Annotated in this window: 17 protein-coding genes; 8 read left to right on the forward strand and 9 right to left on the reverse strand. The window is 58.9% G+C overall.

The genetic code is table 11. The annotated features are described in order from the left end of the window. Nucleotides 1-51 precede the first annotated feature (51 nt). The 7 genes from HMPREF2787_RS06375 (at nt 52) to HMPREF2787_RS06405 (ending at nt 9302) form a co-directional block, all read left to right on the forward strand. Nucleotides 52-723, forward strand: coding sequence for a YdhK family protein (locus HMPREF2787_RS06375; protein WP_187404924.1), 672 nt, complete (start codon nt 52-54; stop codon nt 721-723). A gap of 660 nt (nt 724-1383) precedes the next feature. Continuing rightward, nucleotides 1384-1476 (forward strand): potassium-transporting ATPase subunit F, encoded by a 93-nt coding sequence (locus HMPREF2787_RS06380; RefSeq protein ID WP_016421618.1) that lies wholly within the window; start codon nt 1384-1386, stop codon nt 1474-1476. Continuing rightward, on the forward strand, nt 1473-3125 hold the full coding sequence (gene kdpA / locus HMPREF2787_RS06385; protein WP_070858811.1) for a potassium-transporting ATPase subunit KdpA: 1653 nt from the start codon (nt 1473-1475) through the stop codon (nt 3123-3125). The genes HMPREF2787_RS06380 and kdpA overlap by 4 nt, the downstream gene beginning before the upstream one ends. Beyond that, nucleotides 3122-5230 (forward strand): potassium-transporting ATPase subunit KdpB, encoded by a 2109-nt coding sequence (gene kdpB / locus HMPREF2787_RS06390; protein WP_070858813.1) that lies wholly within the window; start codon nt 3122-3124, stop codon nt 5228-5230. Before kdpA ends, kdpB begins: the two co-directional genes overlap by 4 nt. An 81-nt stretch (nt 5231-5311) precedes the next feature. Then, a complete protein-coding gene (gene kdpC / locus HMPREF2787_RS06395; RefSeq protein ID WP_070858814.1) occupies nt 5312-5902 on the forward strand; it encodes a K(+)-transporting ATPase subunit C in 591 nt (196 codons plus the stop codon). Nucleotides 5903-5948: 46 nt separating this feature from the next. Further along, nucleotides 5949-8552 carry a sensor histidine kinase gene (locus HMPREF2787_RS06400; protein WP_048734314.1) on the forward strand — a complete coding sequence of 868 codons (2604 nt, stop codon included), beginning with the start codon at nt 5949-5951 and terminating at the stop codon, nt 8550-8552. A gap of 6 nt (nt 8553-8558) precedes the next feature. Then, nucleotides 8559-9302 (forward strand): response regulator transcription factor, encoded by a 744-nt coding sequence (locus HMPREF2787_RS06405; RefSeq protein WP_070602356.1) that lies wholly within the window; start codon nt 8559-8561, stop codon nt 9300-9302. Between the two features lie 201 nt (nt 9303-9503). On the opposite strand, the gene HMPREF2787_RS06410 is transcribed toward HMPREF2787_RS06405, so the two are convergent. The 8 genes from HMPREF2787_RS06410 to HMPREF2787_RS06445 form a co-directional block, all read right to left on the reverse strand. Then, nucleotides 9504-11186, reverse strand: a complete 1683-nt coding sequence (locus HMPREF2787_RS06410) for a dipeptide ABC transporter ATP-binding protein (RefSeq protein WP_070858816.1) — start codon at nt 11184-11186, stop codon at nt 9504-9506. Next, complete coding sequence (locus tag HMPREF2787_RS06415) at nt 11183-12181, reverse strand: ABC transporter permease (protein WP_049171781.1); 999 nt, start codon at nt 12179-12181, stop codon at nt 11183-11185. Before HMPREF2787_RS06415 ends, HMPREF2787_RS06410 begins: the two co-directional genes overlap by 4 nt. Continuing rightward, the gene (locus HMPREF2787_RS06420; protein ID WP_016421610.1) at nt 12174-13100 is read right to left on the reverse strand and encodes an ABC transporter permease; all 927 of its coding nucleotides are present in this window, start codon (nt 13098-13100) and stop codon (nt 12174-12176) included. The genes HMPREF2787_RS06415 and HMPREF2787_RS06420 overlap by 8 nt, the downstream gene beginning before the upstream one ends. A gap of 4 nt (nt 13101-13104) precedes the next feature. Continuing rightward, nucleotides 13105-14850, reverse strand: coding sequence for a peptide ABC transporter substrate-binding protein (locus HMPREF2787_RS06425; RefSeq protein WP_070858818.1), 1746 nt, complete (start codon nt 14848-14850; stop codon nt 13105-13107). Nucleotides 14851-15329: 479 nt separating this feature from the next. Next, on the reverse strand, nt 15330-16928 hold the full coding sequence (locus tag HMPREF2787_RS06430; RefSeq protein ID WP_070858820.1) for a protein adenylyltransferase SelO family protein: 1599 nt from the start codon (nt 16926-16928) through the stop codon (nt 15330-15332). Nucleotides 16929-17070: 142 nt separating this feature from the next. After that, entirely contained in the window at nt 17071-19302 is a 2232-nt protein-coding gene (locus HMPREF2787_RS06435) for a 3-hydroxyacyl-CoA dehydrogenase NAD-binding domain-containing protein (RefSeq protein WP_070858821.1), read from the reverse strand. Nucleotides 19303-19376: 74 nt separating this feature from the next. Next, the gene (locus HMPREF2787_RS06440; RefSeq protein ID WP_048734356.1) at nt 19377-20612 is read right to left on the reverse strand and encodes an acetyl-CoA C-acetyltransferase; all 1236 of its coding nucleotides are present in this window, start codon (nt 20610-20612) and stop codon (nt 19377-19379) included. Between the two features lie 227 nt (nt 20613-20839). Continuing rightward, complete coding sequence (locus tag HMPREF2787_RS06445) at nt 20840-24049, reverse strand: type I restriction endonuclease subunit R (protein ID WP_070858823.1); 3210 nt, start codon at nt 24047-24049, stop codon at nt 20840-20842. A gap of 198 nt (nt 24050-24247) precedes the next feature. Between HMPREF2787_RS06445 and HMPREF2787_RS06450 the strand changes: the two genes are divergently transcribed. Continuing rightward, entirely contained in the window at nt 24248-25969 is a 1722-nt protein-coding gene (locus HMPREF2787_RS06450; RefSeq protein WP_070858824.1) for a DUF5635 domain-containing protein, read from the forward strand. A gap of 136 nt (nt 25970-26105) precedes the next feature. Here the strand turns inward: HMPREF2787_RS06450 and HMPREF2787_RS06455 are convergent. Further along, a partial coding sequence (locus HMPREF2787_RS06455; protein ID WP_210401200.1) for a restriction endonuclease subunit S occupies nt 26106-26734 on the reverse strand: 629 nt, incomplete at its 5' end.

The following is a 26734-nucleotide window of genomic DNA, read 5'->3' on the forward strand; positions in this document are numbered from 1 at the left end:
GTTAGGCTGAGGTCATAGATTGATTGACACCAACAACAAAGGAGCTCAACCATGGCAAAGAATATTCGACCACTAGATGCTCTCGTAGCCGCGGGTGCCGCCAGCGTCCTTGTGCTGGCCGGTTGCTCCTCCGATGATTCGGCTAGTACTGAGGCAAGCAGCACTGTTAGCGAGACCAGCTCTTCCGTGTCGGCCACCAGCACTGAGGGCCATGACGACATGGATGATATGGACGATGCCGATGATCATGGCGGTCATGGTGACCACGGTGATGACGCGATGGCCGGCCATGACCATCCGGCCGATGGTGGTCCGGCTCCAGAGGGAATGATTGCGGCGGACAACGCGAAGTTCCCGGTCGGCAGTGAAGTGCAGGTTCTCGCCGATCACATGCCGGGCATGAAGGGTGCAGAAGGCAAGGTTGTTGGTGTTTTCAACACCACTACCTACTCCGTTTCCTACACCCCGACCGATGGCAGTGAGCCGGTGAAGGACCACCGCTGGGTCGTTCATGAGGAGCTGGAGAACCCAGGCGAAGCACCGCTTGCCGACGGCTCCGAGATCACCATCAACGCCGAGCATATGGCGGGCATGAAGGGGGCCAAGGGCACTGTTGACTACTCCACCCAGGAGCCGGTGTACATGGTCGACATTGACGATGATGGTATGACCATGAAGAACCACAAGTGGGTTACTGAAAGCGAGCTTGCTCCGGAGGACTAACTAGTCAGGCTTAGTCAGCCACTTCTAGGTTGGTTGCTTCGGGCCGGTTGCTTCGGCCTAACTTAATCCATTAAAACCGGGTATCACGCAGGAAGTGTGGTGCCCGGTTTTTTTATGCTTCGCGCCTATGCTCCGTGTCCAAAAACCTTCGGGTAGCGCGTGGTCCGGCTGGGTGCGGAGACGGCGGGGACGGGGCCGGCGAGGGCAGGGGCGGTCGGCCACTTGTCGATGAGCTATTCACCTGTCGATGCGCTATAGCGTGGCCATCAGTGAATAACGCATCGACAAGTGCTCAGGTAGACCCCACAACGTGCGCATAAGTGGCGGAAAACCATCGATAAGACAACGGAAGTCATCGACAGGTCACGGAAAACCATCGATAAGTCGGCAACACCAGTGCGCCTGCTCAGTCCACTCAGCCCCGAAACTGGTATTAATTCGCCGCGTACCTGCATTGGCACTTTCTTAATCAGAAGTGCATTCGCGCATCTCTAAGCGCATAACCCCAGTTCAGTCGGGTGTTAAAAAAGCGTTAATAGGTGCCCGCCGCAGTAGGTATGGGTGTTTTATAACTGTCATGTTCGTAGACATTTTGCTTCTTCTACTCACCATTGCGGCCTTCCTGCTACTGCAGGGCTGCGCAAAGGCGGTGAAGAAACTATGACGTGGGAATTGATCGTCGGCGCCATTTTAGGTTTGGCGGCATTGGGCTATGTCCTGGTCGCCCTGATTGATCCGGAGCGATTCTCGTGAGCAACGTCATTATGGGATTTGTCCCGGTAATCATCGTGATGGCCACACTGGCCATCCTTTACATCCCGCTCGGCAATTACATGGGGCGGGTATTCACCACTGATAAACACTTGGGTGTTGAGCGCGGTTTCTACCGCGCCATCGGTGTGCGCCCAGAGGCCAACCAGCACTGGACAAAGTACACCGCCAGTGTGTTGAGCTTCTCCGCTGTCAGCGTCATCTTCGTCTACCTGCTGCAGCGAGTGCAGCAGTGGCTACCGCTCAACCACGGCAAGGGCCCAGTTTCTCCGGACCAGGCGTGGAACACCGCGGTGTCGTTTACCACCAACACCAACTGGCAGTCCTACTCCGGTGAAGAAGCCATGACAGTGCTAACCCAGATGGCTGGCCTGGCAGTTCAGAACTTCGTCTCCGCCGCAGTCGGTATTGCAGTGGCGGTGGCGCTGGTCCGAGGCCTGGCCAACCGTCACGGTGACGGCAACATCGGCAACTTCTGGGTAGATCTGACTCGTACCGTCCTGCGAGTGCTGCTGCCCATCGCCGCTATTGGTGCAATTCTGCTGATTTCGCAGGGTGCCATCCAGAATTTCTCGGCCCCACAGACTATCCAGACTGTCACCGGCGGCAGCCAGACTATCCCGAGCGGTGCCGTGGCATCGCAGGAGGTCATCAAGGAATTGGGCACCAACGGCGGTGGCTACTTCAACGCCAACTCCGCGCATCCATTTGAAAACCCGAATGCGTGGACCAACATGCTGGAAATCTTCCTTATCCTGTTGATTCCGGTCTCGTTGACCAGGGCATTCGGTGTCATCATCGGTGACAAGCGCCAGGGCTGGGCAATTCTGTCCACCATGGCGGTGCTCTACTTCATCTCTCTGGCTGTCGTTATGTCCAGCGAGACTGCGCTGCAGACCTTCCAAGGTGGCGGCATGGAGGGCAAGGAAATGCGCTTTGGCGTGCTGCCGAGTTCCTTCTTTGCGGTGACCACCACCATGACGTCGACAGGCGCGGTGGACAGCTTCCACTCCAGCTACTCACCACTGGCAGGCGGCATGCTCATGCTGAACATGCTGCTGGGCGAGATCAGCCCTGGTGGTGTGGGCTCCGGTCTCTACGGCATGCTCATCATCGCCATCCTGACCGTATTCATCGCCGGCCTGATGGTCGGCCGTACCCCGGAATACCTGGGCAAGCGCATTGGTGTTTCGGAAATCACCAAGGTTTGCCTTTACGTCCTGGTCATGCCAGTGCTGGTGCTGGCAGGTGTCGGTATCTCCACCATGCTGCCGTCGACGCTGGACTCCGTGTCCGCTGACGGACCGCACGGTTTCTCCGACCTGATCTACGCCTTCACCAGTGCGTCCAACAACAATGGTTCGGCATTCGCGGGCTTCGGTGCCGATACCCCGTGGTTCAACATGAGCCTCGGTTTCGCCATGCTGTTTGGTCGCTTTCTTCCAATTGTCATGGTGCTGGGCCTGGCTGGTGACTTCGCCAAGCAGCGACCAGCCGCCGAGACCGCTGGCACCCTGCCAACTCACCGACCGCAGTTTGTCGGCCTGACCGTTGCCATCGCAATCATCGTCAGCGCCCTGACCTTCCTACCAACCCTCGTCCTAGGTCCGCTGACGGAGGCCCTGTCATGAGCAAGAATTCCAACGCATCTTCCGCATTTTCTCCCAGCGCACTGAAAGCGGCTCTGCCGCTGGCGCTGAGCAAGATGAACCCGCGCCAGCTCATCGCCACCCCGGTGATGTTCCTGGTCGAAGTCGGTGCCGCATTTACGCTGGTCCTGGCCATTGCGCACCCGTCGCTGTTCAGTATTTCCATCACGGTGTGGCTGTGGTTGACGGTACTTTTTGCAACGCTGGCGGAAGCCGTCGCTGAGGGCCGCGGCAAGGCACAGGCGGAATCGCTGCGCGCTTCGCGCACCACCTCTGATGCCTTCAAGCTCAACAACAGCGCCAACGCCGCTGCAGCACTGGAGAACCCAGCCGCGCAGACCACCAAGGTCGCGGCCACGGACCTGGTTCCGGGTGACATCGTCATCGTCTCCGCCGGCGAGCCGATTCCCGCCGATGGCGACGTGATCGTCGGCGCTGCCAGTGTCGATGAGTCCGCCATTACCGGTGAGTCCGCGCCGGTCATCCGCGAGGCCGGCGGTGATCGCTGCGCGGTCACCGGTGGTACACGCGTGCTTTCCGACGCCATCGCCATCGAGGTCACCACCATGCCCGGTGAGAGCTTCATGGATCGCATGATTGGTCTGGTCGAAGGCGCACAGCGCAAGAAGACTCCGAACGAGCTGGCACTTGGTTCCCTGCTGCACGTGTTGACCCTGATCTTCCTCATGGTCGTCATCGCCTTGGCACCAATGGCTGTCTTCAACGGCGCTGAGCAGGACCCATTGGTACTGGTCGCACTGCTGATCTGCCTGATCCCGACCACTATCGGCGCGCTGCTGTCCGCTATTGGTATCGCCGGTATGGACCGCCTGGTTCAGCACAACGTGTTGGCCATGTCGGGCCGTGCGGTTGAGGCCGCTGGTGACGTCGCCACGCTGCTGCTAGACAAGACCGGCACCATCACCTTCGGTAACCGTCAGGCTGCGGAGTTCTCCGAGGTCGGCGACACCACGCACGCTGAATTGGTACACGCCTGCCAGCTTTCTTCGCTTGCCGACGAAACCCCCGAGGGCCGCTCCATTGTCGAGCTCGCGGAAACCGAATCGAATGAACGCATCGACGAATCCGTCTATGCCAATGCGACCTTCATTCCCTTTACCGCTCAGACTCGTATGAGTGGTATCGAGTTCCCCGCTACCGGCGGCGAGAAGAAACGCAAGGTAGTCAAGGGTGCCGCAACGGAGATTGTGAAGCTGATGAAGTGCATCGGTGCCACCGTGCCGCCCGAGGTCGATGGCATTGTCCAGCGCATTTCGGAAGCGGGCGGTACCGCGCTGGTGGTCGCCGAGGTATTTGGCGGCGACGAAGTAACCAGCGGTGAGTCCGGACGAGTGCTGGGTGTTATTTATCTCAAGGACGTCGTTAAGCCTGGCATGCGTGAGCGTTTCGATCAGCTGCGTGAAATGGGCATTCGTACCGTCATGATCACGGGCGACAATGCGGTGACGGCGCATGCGATTGCGAAGGAGGCCGGCGTCGACGATGTGCTCGCTGAGGCCACCCCGGAGCAGAAGCTAGAGTTGATCCGCAAGGAGCAGTCGAAGGGACGCCTGGTCGCCATGACCGGTGACGGCACCAACGATGCACCGGCATTGGCGCAGGCAGATGTGGGCGTGGCAATGAACACTGGTACGTCGGCGGCGAAGGAAGCGGCCAACATGGTGGACCTGGATTCGGACCCGACCAAGCTCATTGACGTGGTGGGAATCGGCAAGCAGTTGCTGATCACCCGCGGTGCGCTGACCACCTTCTCCATTGCCAATGACGTGGCGAAGTACTTCGCCATCATTCCAGCCATGTTCGTCACGGCGCTGCCTGGCCTGGACAAGCTCAACATCATGAACCTGCACTCGCCGGAAAGCGCCATCCTGTCTGCAGTGATCTTCAACGCGCTGGTGATTGTCGCCTTGATTCCGCTGGCTCTCAAGGGCGTGAAGTACCGCGCCGGGTCGGCTGCCTCACTGCTGAGCCGCAACCTGCTCATCTTCGGTGTCGGTGGCATCATCGCACCGTTTGTCGGCATCAAAATTATTGACCTCCTGCTCTCCGGAGTGTTCGGGATGTAAGTGCCTTGGCCTCGCGCCAAACGGCGCAGCCGGCACACAGCACTTGGCATCTCGCAACATGTGAAAAGAATCGAGAAGGACATGAACAAGAACTTTCGGTTGGTATCCACCACGATCAAGGCATATTTGCTGCTCACCGTGGTTATCGGCCTGCTGTACCCAGCCGCAATCTGGGTAGTGGGGCGAATCTGGTCCGATAACGCTGATGGCTCGATGATGTATGACTCCGTAGGCAAGGCCCAGGGCTCGGAGCTCATTGCCCAAGAAGTGACAAAGCCGGGATTTTTCTACCCGCGCCCGTCTGCTGCGGGGGATAATGGCTACGACGCGATGTCGTCTTCGGCATCGAACGTGTCGCCGTATAGCAAGGAGTTCCAGGCTGAAATCGAACAGCGCCGCACCGATGTCGCTGCCCGCGAGGGCATCGACCCGGCCCAGGTACCGGTGGAGGCAGTCACCGCCTCCGGTTCCGGTCTGGATCCGCATATCTCCGAGAAGTACGCACAGCTGCAAGCACCGCGCGTGGCCAAGGAGCGCAACCTGCCACAGGCTGAGGTGGAGCGTCTAATCTCTGAAAATAGTGAGAACACAATGACGGAACAGGGCTCGCAGGATGGTGGGCGACTGGTCAACGTCGTAAAGCTGAACGCCGCTCTGACAGACGGACAGTAAGCATCCTGCGATTGGGCAAAGTATGGCAAGTAAAGGTCTGTAAGAAATGGCCAAGCGAGGAAAACTGAAGGTCTACCTGGGGTTCGCCCCGGGCGTGGGCAAGACGTGCGCCATGTTGAGCGAGGGGCACGATCTGTACTCCCGTGGGCACGAGGTAGTCATTGGTCTGGTGGAACACCACGGTCGCGAGCGGACGAAGAAGCTCATCGAAGGCCTGCCAGTGTTGGATTGTCGAAAGGTGTCCTACCGCGGCAACACCTATCGTGAGCTGGATGTTGATGCGATTATCGAGATGCGTCCCGAGGTCGCCCTCGTCGATGAGCTCGCGCACACCGTCGTTACCGATGAGCCGGACAACGAGTTCGTTCAGCAACGCAAGCGCTGGCACGATGTCTACCAGCTTCTCGACGCAGGCATCGACGTCATCTCGACGATGAACATCCAGCACTTGGAATCGCTTAACGACGTCGTTGCGGCCGTCACCGGCGTGCGCCAGATGGAGACGGTACCCGACCGTGTCCTCCGCGATGCGGACGAGATTGAGCTCATCGACTTGAGCCCGGACGCCCTGCGCATCCGCCTGTCTCGCGGCGAAATCTACCGCAAGGAGCAAGCGGAACTAGCGCTGCGCAAGTACTTCCGCCCGGGCAACCTCAGCGCCCTGCGTGAGCTGGCACTTTTGTGGCTGGCTGACAAGGTCGAGGAGGTGCTCGATGCCTACCGCGAAGACGAGGAGATCGACGACCACTGGACCACGCGTGAGCGCGTCGTGGTGGCCGTGCGCGATGATGAGAACGCGGAGTCCATGATTCGTCGCGGTGCTCGTATGACCGGTCGCGTGGCCGGCCGCGAGATGATTGTCGTGCACATCACCGGCGAGGACGACGGCCTTGACCGCGGGTATCTGCGTCGGCTGCGCAAGCTGCAGGATCTCACCGAGTCGCTGGGTGGGCAGTGGCGCACCATCGTGGGCGATGATGTGCCGGGAATTCTGCTGGAGTTCTCCCGCACGGTCAATGCATCGCAGCTGGTCATTGGCTCGGAGCGAGGACTGCGGCGCTACGTGGGCTTAAGTACCTCGCAGCGCATCATCGACCAGGCTGGGCCCATCGATGTGCACATCATCTCCTCAAGCTCAGAGAAGAAAGCCAAGCGGCGCAAGAAACTGCGCTCTCGCTTTTCCAAGGAGCGACGTATCACCGGTTGGCTGCTGGCACTGGTGGGGCCAGTGCTACTGACGTTGCTGCTCTACCAGCTGGACACCGGCCCGGAGTTCCTGGGCGTACTGCTGCTGACCTATCTGATGCCGATAGTCTTCGCCGCTATGGCGGCAGGGTTGGTGCCAGCGCTGGCGGCAGTGGTGGTCTCCTCAATTCTGGCAAACTGGTACTTCACCGCCCCGGTGAGAACACTGACCATCACCGAGCCGGCCAGCTTGGCTCAAATCCTGCTCTTCGGTGTGATTGCGGCAGCTGTGGCGACGGTGGTGGAGCGTTCCGAGCGCCGCCGCGAGATGGCGGACAGGAGTTTGCATCAGGCAGTCGTAATGTCCGAGTTGGCACACGGTGTCGTCCACGATGGCGACAACATGTCCAACCTGGTCCACAGCTTGGCGGATACGTTCTCGATGGAGCGCGTGGACGTGCAGCGTTACTCCTCAGAGCGCAAGAAGTGGTTGACCATTGTCACCACCGCCGAACACGGCTTGTCCGAACCGTGGCCGACAGAGCTGCCGATGACTAAGGTCAGCTCCGGCGATGACCTGCGCTTTGTGCTCAGTGGCCGTGAACTCACCGCCGCTGAGACTGCCATGATTGCGGCTCACGGTTCCCGCATCCGGGCGCTCATGGACATGGAGGAAATCGCCGCGATGCGCCGCGCCACCGCTGCCCTCGAGGCGGGCAACCGCGTGGGCAGCGCGGTGCTGACCGCCGTTTCACATGACCTGCGCACACCGCTGGCCAGCATCAAGGCTGCGATCTCCAGCATGAACATGGAGGACGTCGAGCTTGACGACGAAACGCGTCTCATCCTCATGGAGACAATCGAGAGTTCCGCTGACCGCCTAGAGGTGGTCATTGGCAACCTACTCGATGCCAGCCGCATCGACTCCAGCACCAAGCGGGTGGAAAGTGTGCCGGTTAGCGTCTCCGATGTTGTGGACGCGGTATGTGCGGAGCTGCCGGAAGCCGCAGGTCACATTGACCGCGATATTGACCATGACGCCTGCATGGTGGAAGGCGATCCTGGGCTGATCCAGCGCATTGTTTCCAACATCGTCATCAACGGCCGTCAGTACGCACCGGAGTCGAGCCTGACCATTCGTACGCGGCCCAGCGAGCGCGGTGTGCGCGGTCCCGCCGACATGCCGGTTATGGGCTCGCTGGGTGCTATCGCTGCGAGCGCATGCATAGACATTTTGATCATTGACCACGGTAAGGGCATCCCGGAGGATAAGTTGGAGGAGATTTTTCAACCGTTCCAACGCCTTGGCGACTACTCGGCACAATCTCAGGGCCTTGGTCTGGGACTTGCCGCCGCGTCGCGTTTTGCCGACGCCATGGGAGGCGCCATCCGCGCCGAACAGACACCCGGCGGCGGTGCTACCTTCGTGCTGACGTTGCCGCGTGCAATGGGCGAGAGAAAGTAGGATTCCATGAATCTCAGTTCAGGACAACCCGCTGGTCAGGCTGGCAACAAACCCGGGCGAAAGATACTCATCGTCGAGGATGATGTCGCCATGGCCCGCACTGTGCTTGTCAGTTTAAAAGCCCGCGGTTACGAGCCACGTGTCGCGCAAACGGCCACGCGGGCGTTAGCCGCGGTCAGCGAGTGGAAGCCCGACGCCGTTCTCCTGGATCTGGGCTTGCCCGATGTCAGTGGCCTGGAAGTTCTGCGTTCTTTGCGCAGGTGGAGCGATATTCCAGTGCTGATTGTCTCCGCACGTCACGACGAGGCGGGGAAAATCAACGCCCTCAATGAAGGGGCCGATGACTACGTCACCAAGCCTTTCTCGATGGGGGAGTTGTTGGCTCGGCTGCGTTCAACCATGCGGCGTGCTAGCAAAGTAGTGGTCGAAGAGGTGCCGAAGGTGACCTCCGCAGATGGTCATCTAATGGTTGACCTGGCCAAACGGCAAGTTCTCGTGGCGGACGAGCTCGTGCATCTGACCCCGCGCGAGTGGGACATCCTGGTCTACCTGGTGCAGCATCGTGGCGAACTGGTGACCAAACTGGAGCTTCTCAAGGCCGTCTGGGGTGGCCAGTACGAAAAAGAGACCAACTACCTGCGCGTTTACATCTCCCAGCTGCGCCACAAGATTGAGCCTCAGCAGGCTCACAACAAGTACTTGCGCACTGAGGTGGGGGTCGGTTATCGCATGGTGCTGGACGAGGAGTAGCAGCCGGCTGCTTGCCCGTTCTTGCTTGCCCGCCTGCACGTTCCCGCCTTCCCGCTCGCCTGCCTGCCTCTCCTCGCGACTTCACGACACCTATGTCACCTCATGCCGCCTCCACAGCTGGCACGAGGTGACGCCTGTGTCGTGAAGTGGCCCAGAAGGGGGGCGGAGCGAAGTGCCCTGGGGAAACAGGCCACCGCCCAGCTACAGATCCAAATCCAACGACGCACCAGGGATGGCGTCCAGCAGCCGCTGGGTGTATTCCTTCTCCGGGTGATCGAAGAGATCGTCGGTCGGACGGTGTTCAACCATCTTGCCGTGCTCCATCACGATGACCTCATCAGCCACCTGCCGCACCACAGCGAGGTCGTGCGTAATAAACAGGTAGGCCAAATCCATCTCTTCCTGCAGCTCGGCGAGTAGTTCGAGCACCTGAGCCTGCACCACCACGTCGAGTGCTGACACCGCCTCGTCACAGACCACAACCTCAGGGTTCAGGGCCAGTGCACGCGCAATCGCCACACGCTGACGCTGACCACCCGACAGCTCACCGGGGAAGCGGCGCCCCATTTCCGCGGGAAGAGCGACGCGGTCGAGAAGCTCGAATACGCGCTGCTCACGCTCCTTCTTGGTGCCAATCTTGTGAATCCGCAGCGGCTCCTCGATGGAGGAATGCACCGTGCGCATCGGGTCCAGCGTCGCATACGGGTTCTGGAAAATCGGCTGAATGCGACGCCGCAGCTCCAGCTCCTCTTTACGATTCCGGCCCTGGACGCGTTTGCCGTCGAAAAGCACTTCGCCTTCGGTCGGATCGAGCAGCCCCAGCGCCATGTTGGCGACAGTGGACTTGCCCGAACCGGATTCGCCCACGATTCCAATGGTGCGACCGCGACGCAGCGTAAAGCTGATGTCATCGACGGCGCGGAAGGAATCCTTGCGCCACGGACGGTCGCCGCGGATGGCAAAGTCGCGCACCAAGTTCTTCGCGACCAGAATCTCCTTCTGGTCCGCATCCGATGTCGTCGGCGCCGCCACCACGCGATCACCGCGCCGGGCAGCCAGCGATGGAGCCGCCGCGATTAGCTGCTTGGTGTATGGATGCTGCGGGCGGGTGAGAACTTGCAGGGCAGGGCCGGTCTCCACGACACGTCCTGCTTGCATAACGACGAGTCGGTCAGCGCGCTCGGCAGCCAAGCCGAGGTCATGGGTAATAAGCACCACGGACGTGCCGAGTTCGCTAGTGAGCTTGTCGAGGTGGTCGAGGATTTTCTTCGCCACGGTCACGTCGAGAGCGGAAGTGGGCTCATCGGCAATCAGCAGCTTTGGGTGCGCGGCCAAGCCCATCGCGATAAGCGCGCGCTGGCGCATACCACCGGAGAACTCGTGCGGGTACTGGTCGATGCGCTTCTTAGCGTTTGGCAGGCCGGCCTGTTCCAGCAGCTCAATCGCCTTTTTGTGGGCCTCAGAGCCAGTGGCGATGTTGTTAGCGCGCAGCGCCTCCTTAATCTGGGAACCGACGGTCCACACCGGATTGAGATTGGTCATCGGGTCCTGCGGAACCAGGCCGATGCCGTTGCCGCGGATGCTAACAAACTCGCGGTCGGTCAGGTGTGTGATGTCACGGCCATCGAAGGTGATGGTGCCACCGGTGACTTCACCATCACCGGGCAACAGCCCCAGCGCGGCGTGGACAGTGGTGGACTTACCCGAGCCGGACTCGCCGACAATGGCGACCGTCTCACCGGGGAAAACCTCCAGGTTGACGTCATGCACCACATCGGTCAACGATTTACTGCGGCGGCCGGACGCTGTGGTCGTCGGAAAGCCAATGCAGACATCCTTCAAGGTGAGAATGGGCGCTGCGGAAGTATTGGTGTCGGTGCTCATCGACGACGCTCCTTCGGGTCGAGAGAATCCTTCAAAGCGTCACCCATGAGGATGAAGCCGAGAACGGTAATCGCCAGGGCGAGTGCTGGCCAGAACAGGTTGGACGGGGCCTGGCGGAGCACCTGCTGTGCGACAGAGATGTCGTTGCCCCAGGAAACGGTGGTCGTCGGCAAGCCAATGCCCAAGTAGGACAGCGTGGCCTCGGCGACGATGTAAATACCCAGCGAGGTCGTGGCCATGACGATGACAGGGGCGAGGCAGTTCGGCAGCACATGGCGGAAGAGAATGCCAGTGCTGGACAGACCGAGCGCCTTGGAGGCGGTGACGTATTCCTCGTTTTTCACTGAGATCACCGAGGAGCGCACCACGCGCGCCATCTGCGGCCAGCCGAAAGCAGCGAGCACGAAGACCACGGACCAAATGGTGCGTTCGGTAAACAGCTGCATCAGCACGATGCCGGCGAGAATCAGGGGGATGGCAAAGAACATGTCCGTGATGCGGGAGAGCACCGCGTCGACCCAACCGCCAAGATAGCCAGCGATGGCACCGAGGATGATGCCCACCACGGTCACGGCCAGGGTGACGCCGATGCCGACGATGACCGAGGCGCGGGCACCGTAGATGACACGGGCGTAGACGTCGTAGCCCTGCTGAGTGAAGCCCATCGGGTGGCCGTCGCGGGCTGGGGCCAGCGAGTCACGCAGGTTTGCCGCCGTCGGGTCCACAGAGGTGAACAGCGACGGGAATGCGGCCACTGCGATGGAGAGCAAAATAATGAATGCGGAAACCCAGAACAGTGGGCGGTAACGCAGGTTCTGCCAGGCCGAACCCCAGAGCCCCAGTGGTGGGGTATCCGGCAACTGCTTGTGGTCGGGGTTCGTCGCCTGTGCGGCGGGGGCCTGCGCGGTGTTGGCCTGCGCGGTGCCGGTATGCACGGCGTTGGCCTGCTTTTCTGGCTGAGTCGAATCTAACTGCGTCGAATCTGGCTTAGGCATAACGAATCCTCGGATCCAGGACTGCGTAGAGCAAGTCGATGAGCAAGTTGGCGAACATGTAAATAACCACCAGGATGGTCACGATGCTGACCACGGTGGGAGCTTCACCAATCTGGACGGCGTGGAAGATCAGGCCACCGATACCTGGCACGTTGAAGATGCCCTCGGTGACAATTGCGCCGCCCATCAGAGCCGCGAGATCAGCGCCGATGAAGGTCACAACGGGAATTAGCGAGTTGCGCAAGATGTGGCGACGGGTGACTTCAGAGGTTGGCAAGCCCTTGGCGCGGGCAGTGCGTACGAAGTCAGCATGGCGTGCCGACGAGACCTCGGAGCGCGTCAGTCGCAGAACATAAGCAACCGAGACGAGACCCAGCACGAATGCCGGCAGCAGCAGGGAGGTAAAGGAGGCATCGCTACCAACGGTGGGGGAGACAATCTCCCAGCGCACACCGAAGAGGTAGCGGGCCACGAAGCCGAGCACGAAGGTCGGAGTTGCGATAACCAGCAGGGACATCACCAGAACGGTGGAGTCGAAGAAGCCGCCCTTGCGCATACCGGCAATAACGCCGAGGCCGATACCGAAAATGGCCTCAATGGCAACGGCCATCAGAGCCAGGCGAATTGTAATAGGGAAGGCCAGCGCGATTTCCTCGCCGACCGAGCGACCGGAGAAGGTCTCGCCCATATCCAGGGTGAACAGGCCCTTGAGGTACTCCCAGTACTGGACGAGGAAAGGCTCATCCAGGTGGTAGTGGGCGCGCAGTGCTGCGACCTGCTCCGGTGGCAGCTGCTTATCGCCAGCCAGTGCAGCGATGGGGTCGCCTGGCATGGCGAAGACCATTGCATAAATCAGCAGTGTGGCACCGAAGAATACCGGCACCATCTGCAGGAGTCTCTTTCCGATATACCAACCCATGGTGCTAGTCCTTCTCAATCATCGGGTAGTCCAAGATGCCGTCCCACATCACTACGGCATTGCGCAGCTTCGGGTTCCACGCCACCGAAGCATTGGGGTACCACAGCGGAATCGCTGGCAGGTCCTCCATCAGCACAGACTGAGCCTTGACATAAATTGGCTTGGCATCGTCTGCGCTCTTTGCCGAGGCCGCCTCCTGAATCAGCTTGTCGAACTCCGGATTGGAGTAGTGGTTGTCATTCGAGGAACCACCGGTGACGAACTGCGGGATCATGTAGTTGGCCACAGATGGGTAGTCAGCTGCCCAGCCAGTGCGGTAGCCGCTGGTGATGGTCTCGTTGGAGATTTCATCGCGCAGCTGCTTGAAGGTCGGGTAGGCCTTGCCGTGGGAATCGATGCCGAGGGTCTCGCCAATCATGTTGGTCACCGCTTCGACCCACTGCTGGTGTCCGCCGTCGGCGTTGTAGGCGATGTCGAACGAGCCGGTAAACGGCGCAATTTTGTTGGCTTCGGCCCACAGTTGGCGGGCCTTCTTCGGGTTGTATTCCAGCACCTCTTGGCCAGGTACGTTCGGGTCAAGGTCGCCGAGCGTCAACGAGCTGAACTCGCGCGCCGGGGTGCGGGTGTCGAAGAAAATCTTCTCAGTGATTAGTTTCCGGTCAATCGCCATGGAAATCGCTTGACGACGAAGCTTGCCCTCTTCACCCGAAAAACCTGGCAGATTTCGCGGAATTGCGAAGTACTGCGAAGAGGAGGTCGGGACGTTTGCGCTGGAGTCGGGGAAGTCGGTTTGGAAGCTGGCGAGAGCCGTTGGTGGAATTGTGCGTGGTAGCGTGTCCAGGCGGCCGGCCTGGAGGTCTGCATATGCGGTGTCCACGTCCGAGTAGAAGCGGTATACCAGGCCGTTGTTACGGGCCTTGTGCTCACCGGCGAAGTCATCATTGCGAACCACAGTTAGCTGGTTGTTGTGCAGCCAAGCGCGGCCTTCGGCCATCTTGTACGGTCCATTGCCGATTGGGTGTTCACCGAAAGCCTTCTTGTCTTCGAACGCGGCCTTCGGCAGCGGCATAAACGCGACATAGCCGAGGCTGAGCGGGAAGGAAGAATCTGGGTTGGTCAGATCCACGGTGAACCTCAGGTCATCGACCTTTTTCAGGCCGGAGAGTGTTTTCTCCGTGGCCTTTTCTCCCGAAACAGCATCAAAACCCTGCACGTTGGCGAAGAAGGACTGCTGCTTCTGCAGGTTCGGTCCGTAGGCAGCGTAATTCCAGGCATCGATGTAGCTCTGCGCGGTGACTGGTTCGCCGTTGTGGAAGGTCCAGCCCGGTTTCAGCGTGATGTCGAAATGGGTCGAGTCCTCGTTGGGCTTAATTTCTGCCGCATGATCCAGGATCATCGAGCCGTCGGTGTCGTAGCGCACCAGACCCGAGTAGAGCATGCGGAGGATATCGCCACCACCGGTTTCATTGGTGTCAGTGGTGTACAGCGGCGACTGCGGTTCCGAGTTCTGGACCACAATGAACCCCGCGCCGACCTGTTGCTGGTCAGTGCTGCAGGCAGCGAGCGCGCTTCCTGGCAAGGCGATTACCAGCAAAGCCGCCAGGATCTGGCGGACATGCAGCGTGAACTTTCCTTTTCCGCTGAGCGTTGTTGCGTGCAGTTTTGTGGCACGGGACTTCTCTCGCTGTCGGAGCTTCCGCCGGAGTTTCTGCCGGGTGTGGAAGAGGCCGGAGGCAACGGGTCTATGCATCGCGAGCCTTTCTAGATTCTGCCAGATAGGCGATATGAATTTGGTGATCGGCTCACTCCAAATGACTTAGATACCCACCTCCCACCTGCATAGGCAATGGTGGTGGTGACAACTTGGGTGTGGTGGGCTCTAAGGTTTGGATACGACCGTTCAATACAGTCTCTAACCATACAAGCCCAAAAAACATATGAGTATTAATCAGGCGAACCATCCCTTATTTGACGGTGTCTTTTACCCTCGATTGGGGAGTTAATCCTGTGCAGTGGTGCAACGTTGTAACATCCTGGCACCCCCGCAGGGGTTGGGGCTGCTGAATTTCTGGCTGTCCCACCGCCGGGCTCCTGTCCGGCCCCATCCGCGACTTCACGACACAGGTGTCACCTCATGCCACCTCCACAGCTGGCACGAGGTGACACCTGTGTCGTGAAGTGGGCTTTGGAAGAGGAAGTGGACTTTGGAGGAGGCGGAGAGGCAGCGCATTAAGTCCCACAGTACGAGTGGAAAGCACCCAACTCCCGCGGTGCCGGCTCCGTGAACTCCGCTGGGACGTCTTGCGACTCAAAGGGGTTGGTTACCGCCTCCAGCAGGTGCCGGTAGTCGGTCAGATCCCCCGCCCCTGCCGCCGCTAACGCTTCCGTGACCAGGTGGTTTCGCGGAATATACAGCGGATTCGTTTCCTCCATAAGTGCCAGGGCCGTCGTCCGGTCGATTCCCAGCTCCTCCCGCGTCTGCTTCCACAACTGTCCCCACTCAGCCGCGGCGGCGGGGAACGCAGGATCAGCGGTCAGCCTGGTCAGCGCAGCCAACGCAGCAACTGTATCCCCACCACCATCGGCCAGAACCTCAATCAGCGCCCGATGAGCATTCGTGTGGTCGAGCCCAAACTTCGCCAGCAACGCCTGCCACTGCTGTACCAAGGGGATGGCCAGCGGGTCGTCGTAAAGCGAGGGGAGAATCCCCAACTTGGGCAGCCACCTGCGGCTGAGCGCATCGGTGAACTCGTCGGCGAATTCTCCCAGGATGTCGCGGGCGCGTGTGAGGGCATCCTCCGGGGTGCCTGCGAAATGCGGTAGCAAAGTCTCCGCGAGCTTCGACATGTTCCACCCCGCGATTGTTGGCTGCGCGCCGAACGCGTATCGACCGCCGCGATCAATGCTGCTAAACACCGCCCGCGGATCGTGCGCATCCAGAAACGCACACGGCCCAAAGTCGATGGTCTCGCCCGCGATGCTGGCATTGTCGGTGTTCATCACGCCGTGGACAAAACCGCAGGCCAGCCACGCCGCAACGAGATTGGCTTGCCGCTTGACGACGTCCCGGAGAACCGATTCCGCCGAACCCTCGTAGCCATGCCGCTGCGCGGCAAAGTCGATGAGCCGGTCCATGATTCCGGTGTCCGCTCCGGAGCGTGCGACCAGCTCGAACGTGCCAACTCGCAGGTGGCTGGATGCTACGCGCACGACAATGCCGCCCGGTTGAAGTTCGGTGGTGGGGTCGGTGTTGTCGAATGGGGTTTGCGAGCCGCGGTAAATCTCTTCGCCGGTTTTGATGACCGCCAGCGCGCGGGTGGTGGGGATGCCGAGCGCATACATGGCTTCGCTGATGAGGTACTCCCGCAGGGCGGAGGTCAGCGTGGCTTTGCCGTCACCGCCACGGGAGAAGGGTGTGGGGCCGGTGCCTTTCGCCTGAATCTCGTAGGCCTGGGTGTTGTCGCTGCGGGTTGTCTCTTTGGGGTAATCCGGCAGTCCAGTTAGCCCCGATTCAGCCTCAACAGTGGCAAGCAAGAGCGCGCGACCATCACCGAGTAGGCCTGCGAAGTTGCCGAACTGGTGGCCGGCATAGGCCGTGGCCACCGGGGTTGTGTATGCGCCGGGTGGGGTATCGGTTTCCTTGCCGACTCCGCGGCCAGTGAGGAACTTCAGGCCAGCGTCTGACCGGAGCCACTGTGGGGAGAGACCGAGCTGGGTCGCGAGTTCGTCGTTAAGCATGATTAGCTGCGGCGATGGGGCGTCAAACCCCTGCTGGTCGATAGCGAGTTCAGGCAGTGCGGAGGGCAGATCAACGACGTTTCTAGCCATGTGCGCAGTTTAACGGGGATGTCCTTACAGGTGTTGCCGCGCTCGTGCGTTCAGCGGTGCTATGCGCCTTGCAGGGCCTCGAAGGCAGAAAACCCCGGTTACTGGAACAATTCCAGCAACTGGGGTGGATGCGCGAAGAAACTTACTTCTTCAGGGACTCCGGAGCGTTGAAGCGCTCGCCGTGCTTAGCGGCCAGCTCTTCGGCGCGCTCGACGAAGCCTGCGACACCGCGGCGCTCTGGGTGAGCTGCAGCCGGGTCGACGACAGTGGCGCCGTCGTAGTTCTTGATGAACTGGCGAGTACCACCGGTCCAGGCCGGGTAGCCGATACCGAAGATGGAGCCGATGTTGCCGTCGGCGTCGTGAAGCAGAACGCCCTCGTCGACGCACTTCTGAGTCTCGATGGCCTCGATGAAGAGCATGCGGTCGACCAGCTCCTGCAGGTCGGTGTCTTCCGGAGCGATTGGGGTGATGTTCAGCTCCTCGCGCAGCTCGTTGAACAGGCCCGGCCAGAGACCGGAGCGCTTGCCGTCGACGTACTCGTAGAAGCCCTTGCCCTCGAGCTTGCCCGGGCGTTCGAACTTGTGCAGCATGGCCTCGACCAGAGCCGGCACGCCGCCCTCGTCCAAGGTCTGACCTGCGGCCTCGGCGGCAGCGCGGGTCTCGCCAGCGATCTTCTCCATGAGCTTGAGGTTCAGCTCGTCGGCAAGCTGGAGCTGCGGTGCCGGGTAACCAGCCTGGCGACCAGCGGCCTCGATGATGGCCGGGTCGTAGCCCTCGGCAACCATGCGCAGGGCCTCGTTGATGACGGTGCCGATGACGCGGGAGGTGTAGAAACCGCGGGAGTCGGTAACGACAATCGGAATCTTGCGAATTGCAACAGCGAAGTCCAGCGAAGCGGCGAGGATTGCCGGGTCGGTGTTGTCGCCGGAGATGATCTCAATCAGCTGCATCTTGTCCACCGGGGAGAAGAAGTGCAGACCGATGAAGTCCTTCTCACGCTTGACGTGGGAAGCCAGCTCGGTGATTGGCAGGGTGGAGGTGTTGGAGCCCAGGATGCAGGTCTCCGGAACCGCAGCCTCGATTTCGGCGTGAACCTTGTGCTTGAGGTCGGTGTTCTCGAAGACGGCCTCGATGACCAGATCGACGTCGGACAGGTCGTCGTAGGACTCGGTCGGCTTGATGCGGTTCAGCAGTGCTGCGGACTTCTCCTCAGTGGTGCGACCGCGCTTGAGAGCCTTGGCCTCCAGCCCCTCGGAGTAGGACTTGCCACGCTCGGCGTTCTCCAGGGAAATGTCCTTCAGGACAACTTCCATGCCAGCCTTTGCACACACGTATGCAATACCTGCGCCCATCATGCCGGCGCCGACAACGGCAACCTTCTTGAACTCGCGCTTCGGGTACGGGGTGCCGTCAGCCTGCAACGGACGGGAGCCGCCGCCCTGAGCGTGATTGAGGTCGAAGAAGAACGCCTGCATCATGTTCTTCGACTGAGTGCCGGTGACCAGCTCGGTGAAGTAGCGGGACTCGACACGCAGTGCGGTGTCGATGTCGACCTGAGAGCCCTCGATGGCAGCCTGCATCGCAAGGCGCGGAGCCTTCATCGGGGAGCCCTTGAGCTGCTTGGTCAGGTTTGCCGGGAAGGACGGCAGGTTCATTGCGAACTTAGGAGTCTTCGGGTCGCCGCCCGGAATCTTGAAGCCCTTCTCGTCCCACGGCTGTGCGGCCTTGGCATCTTCGCTGGTCAGCCATGCTCGAGCAGTGTCAATGAGCTGCTCCGGAGCAACAACCTCGTCAACGAGACCAGCTGCGAGGGCCTTGCCCGGGTTCATCTGCGCGCCGGTCAGAATGACCTTCATCAGCGCGTCCTGAATACCCAGCATGCGAACGACGCGGGAGACACCGCCGCCACCCGGCAGGAGGCCGAGGGTGACCTCTGGCAGGCCAATCTTGGAACCGCGGGCATCAGCCGCAACGCGGTGGTTAGCAGCCAGCGCGACCTCGAGGCCGCCGCCCAGTGCTGCGCCGTTGATGGCGGCAACAATCGGCACCGGGAGCTTCTCCAGGCGACGCAGGGAGGCCTTCATGTCCTCGACCATGTTGAACATGTCAGCTGCATCGTCCTCAGTGGCCTTGGACATCTGCTTGATGTCGCCGCCTGCGAAGAAGGTCTTCTTCGCAGAGGTGATGATGATGCCCTTGATGGAGGTCTCAGAGCCGTCGCCAATTTCGTTTTCCAGGCGCTCCACGGTGGCGCGGATGTCGTCCTGGAAAGTCTTGTTCATGGTGTTGACCGGTGCGTTCGGGTCATCCATGGTGAGGGTGACGATTCCGGCGTCGTCCTGATCCCACCGGAACATGCTATCTGTGCTCATAAATCAGTCAGTCCTTTGTGGTTATCGCGGTGTGGCCGCGGTAATTGTCGCTGTGAGTTTCGTTCCGGTTTGCTTTAGACGCGCTCGATGATGGTTGCAACACCCATGCCGCCAGCCACGCAGAGCGAGATGAGGGCGTAACGGCCACCGGTGCGGTGCAGCTCGTCGATTGCGGCGCCGGTGATCATGGCACCGGTTGCACCCAGCGGGTGACCCATGGCCATTGCGCCACCGTTGATGTTGAGCTTGTCGTAGTCGATGCCCAAGTTCTGCTGAGCATGCTTGACGACGGCGGCAAACGCCTCGTTGATTTCCCACACGTCGATATCGTCGACCGTCAGGTTGGCCTTGGCCAGAGCCTCGCGGACAGCCGGCTCGATACCGGTGAGCATGATGGTCGGCTCGACACCATTGACGGCGGTGGCGACAACGCGTGCGCGCGGGGTCAGACCCATGTCTGCGCCGGCCTTCTCAGAGCCGACCAGAGTCAGCGCAGCGCCATCGACGATGCCGGAGGAGTTACCTGCGTGGTGGACATGGTTGATGCGCTCAAGCTGCGGGTACTTCTTCAGTGCAACTGCGTCGAAGCCACCCTGCTCGCCCATCATGGTGAAGGCTGCGCGCAGGCCGGAGAGGGATTCTGCGGAGACACCTTCGCGGATGGTCTCATCGCGGTCGAGGATGGTCAGGCCGTTAGCGTCCTTGACTGGGACGACGGAGCGGTCGAAGCGGCCCTCAGACCAAGCCTTTGCGGCACGGGCGTGGGAGAGTGCTGCCATTTCGTCGAGGGACTCGCGGTCAAAGCCGTCAAGTGATGCAATCAGGTCAGCGGAGATACCCTGCGGGACGAAGTCAGTTGCGAACGAGACCTGTGCATCCATTGCCATTGCGCCGCCGTCGGACATCATTGGCACGCGGGACATGGACTCGACGCCACCGGCGAGGACGAGCTCGTCCATGCCGGAGCGGACCTTCTGAGCAGCCAAGTTGATGGCGGAGAGGCCGGAAGCGCAGAAGCGGTTGATCTGGACACCGCCGGTGCGGTACGGCAGGCCTGCGGTGAGTGCTGCGGTGCGGGCAATGTCCGCACCCTGGTCGCCGACCGGGCTGACGCAGCCAACGATGAGGTCGCTGATGCGTTCTTCATCCAGCTCCGGGAAGCGGTTGCGAATTTCGTCGATGAGGCCGACGAGAAGTGATACCGGGCGTACCTCGTGGAGGGAGCCGTCCTTCTTGCCCTTGCCGCGCGGGGTGCGAATTGCCTCGTAGATGAAGGCTTCGCCGCCCGGCTGAATGGTGGCGGAAGTCATGTGTTTTTACCTCACAGATTCGTCGTAAAGTGTCGTGCGTCACTCTATAACGAATGCCGGATTGCCGGGGGTGATTTGAGGGGTACTGGGGAGAAAGATGATCCGTTGCAGTCATTTACCTGCGGTTATGGGAGAAACCGGGGGTAATTACATAAGTAGTTTGGGGCGCAGAGTCGCGGAGGCAGACCGGCAAAAGTCGAATTTCCGCAAACGTCCGCCCGCAACCATCATGCCGCCTCTCCATCATCCTCGGCGAACCCCAAGTTCTGATAGCGTTCGACAAAGGCCTGGATGCGCTGCAGCACCCGCGTCTTGACCTTTTCACGCTCATTACCTGGGGTAAACCGCGACATTGGTGGAAGAACTCGAACAATTCCGGTGCCAAGCGTGCTGACAATGCCGGTGGTCAGCGCCTCTTCAATGAAAGATTGCGCAGTGGGCATCCGCAGTCTTTCTTCCGTGATGATCGCATTGAGTTCTTCCGTGCGTTTGGTCCTGATGAACTCCTCCCACTGCTCATCAACGGGCTGTGTCAGGCTCACGGTGCTGACGAACTCTTCAATCAGGTCGCGCTTGTTCCGCAGCGATGGGCTGGAGTTTGCAGCACGAGAAATCTGGGCACGAATTTCTTCTCTCTCGTCGCTGCCGTGGGTTTCACGGTATTGCTCGACGAGCATGAGAATGTAGTCGACATTGATCTCGACCTGCTTGATTAGCTCCATCTCGAAGACGACATCGTCATTGATGGACTCCCGGTCCCCGTCGCTTTCAGTACGGAATTCCGCAAAAAGGTCGAGGTAGATACTGCGGTAATCCTGCTCCTGGCGCGGCGTCAACAGCGCGTCATCAGCGAATTGGTCGAAGGAAGTCAGGATGTTTTGGACACGCAGAATCGCGCCGAAGAGCTTGATGAACTCCTTCTTCGCCTTCTCGCCAACAATGACCTTATCCAGCGGGTATTCCTGGAGCAGTCGCTTCACTAGCTTGGCATATTCGGCAAAGTACTCAGCGTAGGGCTTAAGCAGTACCACGCTTTGCGCCTTGGTATCGCCGAAGAGCCGCAGCGCCTGATTTGTGGCGTCTTCGAGGTCTCGGAAGCAGACAATGTTGCCGTACGTCTTGACGGAATTGAGGATTCGGTTGGTACGCGAGAATGCCTGAATCAACCCGTGGTATTTCAGGTTCTTGTCCACGAACAGCGTGTTCAAGGTAGTGGCGTCGAATCCGGTGAGGAACATGTTGACCACGATGGTCATATCGACTTCCCTGTTCTTCATTCGCAGGGAGAGGTCTTTGTAGTAGTTCTGGAATTTCTCGGCGGAGGTGTCGTAGTTGGTCTTGAAATACCCGTTGTAGTCGGCAATCGCCGCTTCCAGGTAATCGCGCGCAACCTTGGGTAGCTGCTCGGGCTCCATGCCTTCTTCACGGAGCAGGCCTGCCTCGTCGGCCACGGCAGTAGCTGCCGCATCGCTTTTCTTTTCGCTTGACGACGGAATCGTCGGTGACTCATCCTTTTCGGCCTCATTTGGTGCGAATGAGTAAATCATGGCAATCTTCAGGCGCTCTGCTTCTGGCAGTGATACTTGCGCTTTTTTGAAGAGGTTGTAGTAAGTGTAGGCAGCCTCAACAGAAGCGGTGGCGAAGATAGCGTTGAAGCCACGAACTCGTTGTTCTTTCTTTATTTCCTTAATCCGACCGCGGTGCCGGGCCTTTGCTGAGGCGGATACGTTCTCGACAACGCGGTGTTCGTAGAAGGTTTCCCGCTTTGTTTTCTGAGCGAAGTGTTCGAGCGTGTAGTCGACGACGTTTTTCAGGCGTGGCTCCGCCAGGAGTGCGCCTTCGGTGTCGATGCCTGCGACTTCCTTGTCCTTAACGCTTCCAACCGAGATGGTGTTGACGTAGTCAATCCGGAAGGGCAGGACATTCTTATCGTTGATGGCGTCAACGATGGTGTAGGAGTGGAGTCGTTTGCCGAAAGCCTGCTCGGTGGTTTTGAGGTTGGCTTTGGTTCCGCTGGTGGAGTTGTCGGCGAAGATGGGCGTTCCGGTGAAACCGAAGAGGTTGTATTTCTTGAACGCCTTCGTGATGGCAGTGTGCATGTCACCGAATTGGGAGCGGTGGCATTCGTCGAAGATGATGACCACGTGCTTGCCGTAGACATCGTGGTGTTTGTTGCCTGCGATGAAGTTCGACAGCTTCTGAATTGTGGTGATGATGATGGATGCGTCGTCGTCTTCCAGCTGCTTCTTCAGCACGGCGGTCGAGGTGTTGGAGTTCGCAGCGCCCTTTTGGAAGCGGTCGTACTCACGCATGGTTTGGTAGTCGAGGTCTTTACGGTCGACGACGAAGAGAACCTTATCTACATGCGAAAGTTTGCTAGCCAGCTGTGCGGCTTTGAATGAGGTGAGGGTTTTCCCCGAACCGGTTGTGTGCCAGATGTAGCCGCCAGCCTCCGTGGTGCCAAGGCGTTCACGATAGTTATTGGAAATCTCAACTCGTTGCAGAATCTTCTCAGCAGCGACGATTTGGTATGGGCGCATCACCAGTAGTTCTTCCGCAGCGGTGAAGACGCAGTACTTGGTCAGAATATTGAGAAGCGAGTGCTTGGACAGGAATGTCTTAGTGAAGCCAACAAGATCCCGGATGGGTTGGTTGTTTGCGTCAGCCCACCACGATGTGAATTCAAAGCTCTTAGCACCGCGCGCCGCGCGGCCTTTTCCTCCCGTTTCCTTGATGTGCAGTTCACGGGTGGTGTTGGAGTAGTACTTGGTCAGAGTGCCGTTACTGATGACAAACAGCTGCACATAATCGAACAAACCGTCACCAGACCAGAAAGAGTCGCGCTGGTAGCGCCTGATCTGGTTAAAGGCTTCACGCAGCTCCACGCCACGGCGCTTGAGTTCGATATGCACCATGGGAAGGCCATTGACCAGGATGGTGACGTCGTAACGATTGGAGTGTTTCGCACCACCTTCGTCCTTTTCCACCTCGTACTGGTTAATGACCTGCAGCCGGTTGTTATGGACATTTGCTTTATCCAGCAGTCGGATGTTTTTGCTCGTGCCGTCGTCACGCGTAAGAACCTGAATGTGGTCTTCGTGGATACGACGGGTCTTTTCCTTGATTCCGTCGTTGGCGCTGGTGATGCAGGTGCGATAGAACCGTTCCCATTCCGCGTCGCTGAAGGTGACGTGGTTGAGGGTTTCTAGTTGGCGGCGAAGGTTGGCAACGAGGTCTGCTTCGCTGTGGATAGGCAGGTAGTCGTAGGCCTGCGACTGGAGGATGTCGATGAGTTCCTGCTCCAGTTGCGCCTCGGTTTGGTAGTCCTCTGAGGTGCGCTCCTCGGCCTGGTACTCCGCTACGACGGTGCTCTGCTCACCGACAGCGATCGGGTCGTACTTGGTTACTCGTCGCTTGCCGACGCCGTCCTGGTTCATGCTGCCAGCACCTTTTCCATAGTGTTAATTTGAAGCGTTACTTTTATGAGTCTCTATCTTAGAGAGTCCGGGGTAGCACGGGGTCGTGCAGCTAATCCACCAAGGTTCCCACAAAAACCACAACCGCTGTTAGAATAAGGGGGCTCTAATCTAACAATCCCCAGGTGGTGGTTCGCTGTGGCTCCGACTTTGCCGGGAATGAAAGCTCGCCGGGAGCAGCTGATAGCTCAAGTTGACGCTATTTTGGAGTCGGCAATCGACGATTGTGTGCGTAAAACCAAAGAGACCCAGTCGATTGATTTCAAAGAGGAAGCTGGCCGACGTAGAGGTTCCCAGATTGAACCTGGTAAGTCGGAGAATCCGACAGCTGCCGACAAACTTGCCGACGAAGTGGCCTGCATGGCCAATACTCCTGGTGGCGGTGCCTTGATTGTTGGAATCGAGGATAAAACAGGGCGGATTATCGGTACCGAACTGGACATAGATTGGTTGCGGCAGGCTATCTATAGCCGGATTGATATTGCGCCTGATGTTGTCGAAAAGCGTGTGCAGGGCCAGCGAGTGCTTGTCATCTATGTTGCGGCAGCCTCTGAACCCGTTGAAGATACTGGGAACAGGCTGCGTTGGCGTGTTGGTGATTCGTGCAAGCCGGTGGCCCGGTCGGAATGGTGGGAGTATCGGCGTGCGCAGGACGGCTTTGATTCAATGGCACAGGTTAGTGCCGCAACACTTTCCGATGTCCGTCCCGGTGCCCTGGCATTGGCCAGGAAATGGGACCCAGTGTTTGCCGAGCTTACCGACCAAGAAGTGCTGCACGGCATTGGTGCTCTTGATGCCAATGGATTCCTATCAATGGCAGGAAAGCAGCTATTTACTTCGGCAGGGCGTACGGTTATTGAGCTCAGCATCTTTGATGTTCACGGTGGTCAGGTGCTTAACAGAGTAGTGCCGGAACCTGAGAAGTCGTGTCTTGAGCAGCTTGCGTACATAGAGCAGGCTCTGAATGTGGTGAATAAAAACAACACTGTGGTGGAGGGGTTCGTACATAAGCCGGTACCAGAGATTCCACGCGGTGCAGTGCGTGAGGCGATGCTAAATGCCATGATTCATCGCGATTGGAATCGAAGTGAAGCCATTGATGTGCGATGGATTGAGCTCGACAGCACCTTGATTGTGCGAAGCCCCGGTGGTTTTCCAGGAGCAATCACCGAAAACAATGTGTTAAGTAACCGTTCTGCTCGTTACCCCGCTCTGGCTGATGTGTATCGCGCAATTGGGCTCGTAGACAAGCAGGGTGTTGGGGTGGATCGCATGTACCAATCGATGATTGCCCTGGGGCATCGGCCGCCCACCATTGAAGAAGTAGCGGGCCCGTTTGTGGAAACGACTTTGGTGGGTGGCAGCCCCGTGCTGCCCGTTCTTGAGCTGATGTCAAGGATAATCCCTCAAGCACGGCAGGAAGATTACCGCATTGCAATCGTGTTGTATTTGCTTTTTCAGCGCCCATTTGTCACGGTTGCGGAAGTAGCGCGTGGGCTGCAAGCCGGGCCTGAATCGGCTCACAATGCCCTGGATGCAGCCCGACAAACGACGGTACTGGGTGAACCGCTGATTGTCCCCCATGCTGGAGTGTGGGTGCTTGGCGAAGCATGCCGAGCAATCTTGCGCAAAGCTGAACCGACGCCATTCTTGCCTGCGCGGTACCTCACCACCGATCAGGATGAACTCCAGAAAGCAGCGATGTTGTGGCTGTGTGAGGTTGGGGATATCGCTACAAGTGACCTCATGGTTCTGTCTGGAAGCTCCCGCGGCACAGTGAAGGCCTGTATCGACGTCATGGTAGAAGCCGGCATTGTCACTGCCATTGGCAACGGCCGATCGCGCAGGTATCGGCTCACTAATCCGTCAAGGTCCCTGTAGGAACCGAAATCATTGTCAGATTAGACACTACCTAATCTGACAATCCGGAGGTGGGCGATGAATGCGGAAGTATCGCTGACCTGATGGAGCGAGGGAAGTCCGGCGTTCCGCTGGGACTCTCCGATGCCTCCCTGGTTTATGCCGAAAGCTCCTTAAACGTGAGTAGTTGATCCCGGTAGAACTCGTATTGCTTCCGGCGAGCTTCAATCTCGGCAGGCAGACCGGAGGTGAGGTCGTTCACGAGTGCATCAAACTTGTCGAGAATATTTACGATGCGTTGCTGTTCTTCGAGGGGAGGGATGGGGATTGGGAACTCGACGAGCATCTTCATTCTGACGGAAGTTACCGACGCATGAACTGATTTACGCTCCATATATTCGAGAAATTGCGCATGCATAAAGTAGTAAATAAATTTTGGAATAATAGCATCAGAAGTTGGATGAATTCGATATGCACGTTGATGGAGTGCGTATTTTCCATCCATAAAATGGATGACTTTCCCCACTCCTACACCGTCGCCTGCGGTAATGATTGCAATCTCGTCAAAATCATATTTATCTAAGTATTTAATAGTTTGGCCTCGTGTGTAAAAACAGTATTTCCCGGATTCTTGTGCTTCGTTGCTATTTCTACTTCCAGTCCCAATATCGCTGAGGTTTCCTAATGGTTCGAATCTAGAAAAGTTCTCATTTGAAAAGAATGAGTGAAGATAAAATTCATACTGCTTCTTCCTCGCTTCCAGCTCCGCTTCCAGCTCCGCTTCCA

It is taken from the genome of Corynebacterium sp. HMSC061H03 (assembly GCF_001838215.1).
GTDB lineage: Bacteria > Actinomycetota > Actinomycetes > Mycobacteriales > Mycobacteriaceae > Corynebacterium > Corynebacterium jeikeium_D.

Coding starts and splice junctions, on each gene's coding strand:
- HMPREF2787_RS06375 (WP_187404924.1), top strand. CDS start 52: ATGGCAAAGAATATTCGACCACTAGATGCTCTCGTAGCCGCGGGTGCC.
- HMPREF2787_RS06380 (WP_016421618.1), top strand. CDS start 1,384: ATGACGTGGGAATTGATCGTCGGCGCCATTTTAGGTTTGGCGGCATTG.
- kdpB (WP_070858813.1), top strand. CDS start 3,122: ATGAGCAAGAATTCCAACGCATCTTCCGCATTTTCTCCCAGCGCACTG.
- kdpC (WP_070858814.1), top strand. CDS start 5,312: ATGAACAAGAACTTTCGGTTGGTATCCACCACGATCAAGGCATATTTG.
- HMPREF2787_RS06400 (WP_048734314.1), top strand. CDS start 5,949: ATGGCCAAGCGAGGAAAACTGAAGGTCTACCTGGGGTTCGCCCCGGGC.
- HMPREF2787_RS06405 (WP_070602356.1), top strand. CDS start 8,559: ATGAATCTCAGTTCAGGACAACCCGCTGGTCAGGCTGGCAACAAACCC.
- HMPREF2787_RS06410 (WP_070858816.1), bottom strand. CDS start 11,186: ATGAGCACCGACACCAATACTTCCGCAGCGCCCATTCTCACCTTGAAG.
- HMPREF2787_RS06415 (WP_049171781.1), bottom strand. CDS start 12,181: ATGCCTAAGCCAGATTCGACGCAGTTAGATTCGACTCAGCCAGAAAAG.
- HMPREF2787_RS06420 (WP_016421610.1), bottom strand. CDS start 13,100: ATGGGTTGGTATATCGGAAAGAGACTCCTGCAGATGGTGCCGGTATTC.
- HMPREF2787_RS06425 (WP_070858818.1), bottom strand. CDS start 14,850: ATGCATAGACCCGTTGCCTCCGGCCTCTTCCACACCCGGCAGAAACTC.
- HMPREF2787_RS06430 (WP_070858820.1), bottom strand. CDS start 16,928: ATGGCTAGAAACGTCGTTGATCTGCCCTCCGCACTGCCTGAACTCGCT.
- HMPREF2787_RS06435 (WP_070858821.1), bottom strand. CDS start 19,302: ATGAGCACAGATAGCATGTTCCGGTGGGATCAGGACGACGCCGGAATC.
- HMPREF2787_RS06440 (WP_048734356.1), bottom strand. CDS start 20,612: ATGACTTCCGCCACCATTCAGCCGGGCGGCGAAGCCTTCATCTACGAG.
- HMPREF2787_RS06445 (WP_070858823.1), bottom strand. CDS start 24,049: ATGAACCAGGACGGCGTCGGCAAGCGACGAGTAACCAAGTACGACCCG.
- HMPREF2787_RS06450 (WP_070858824.1), top strand. CDS start 24,248: ATGAAAGCTCGCCGGGAGCAGCTGATAGCTCAAGTTGACGCTATTTTG.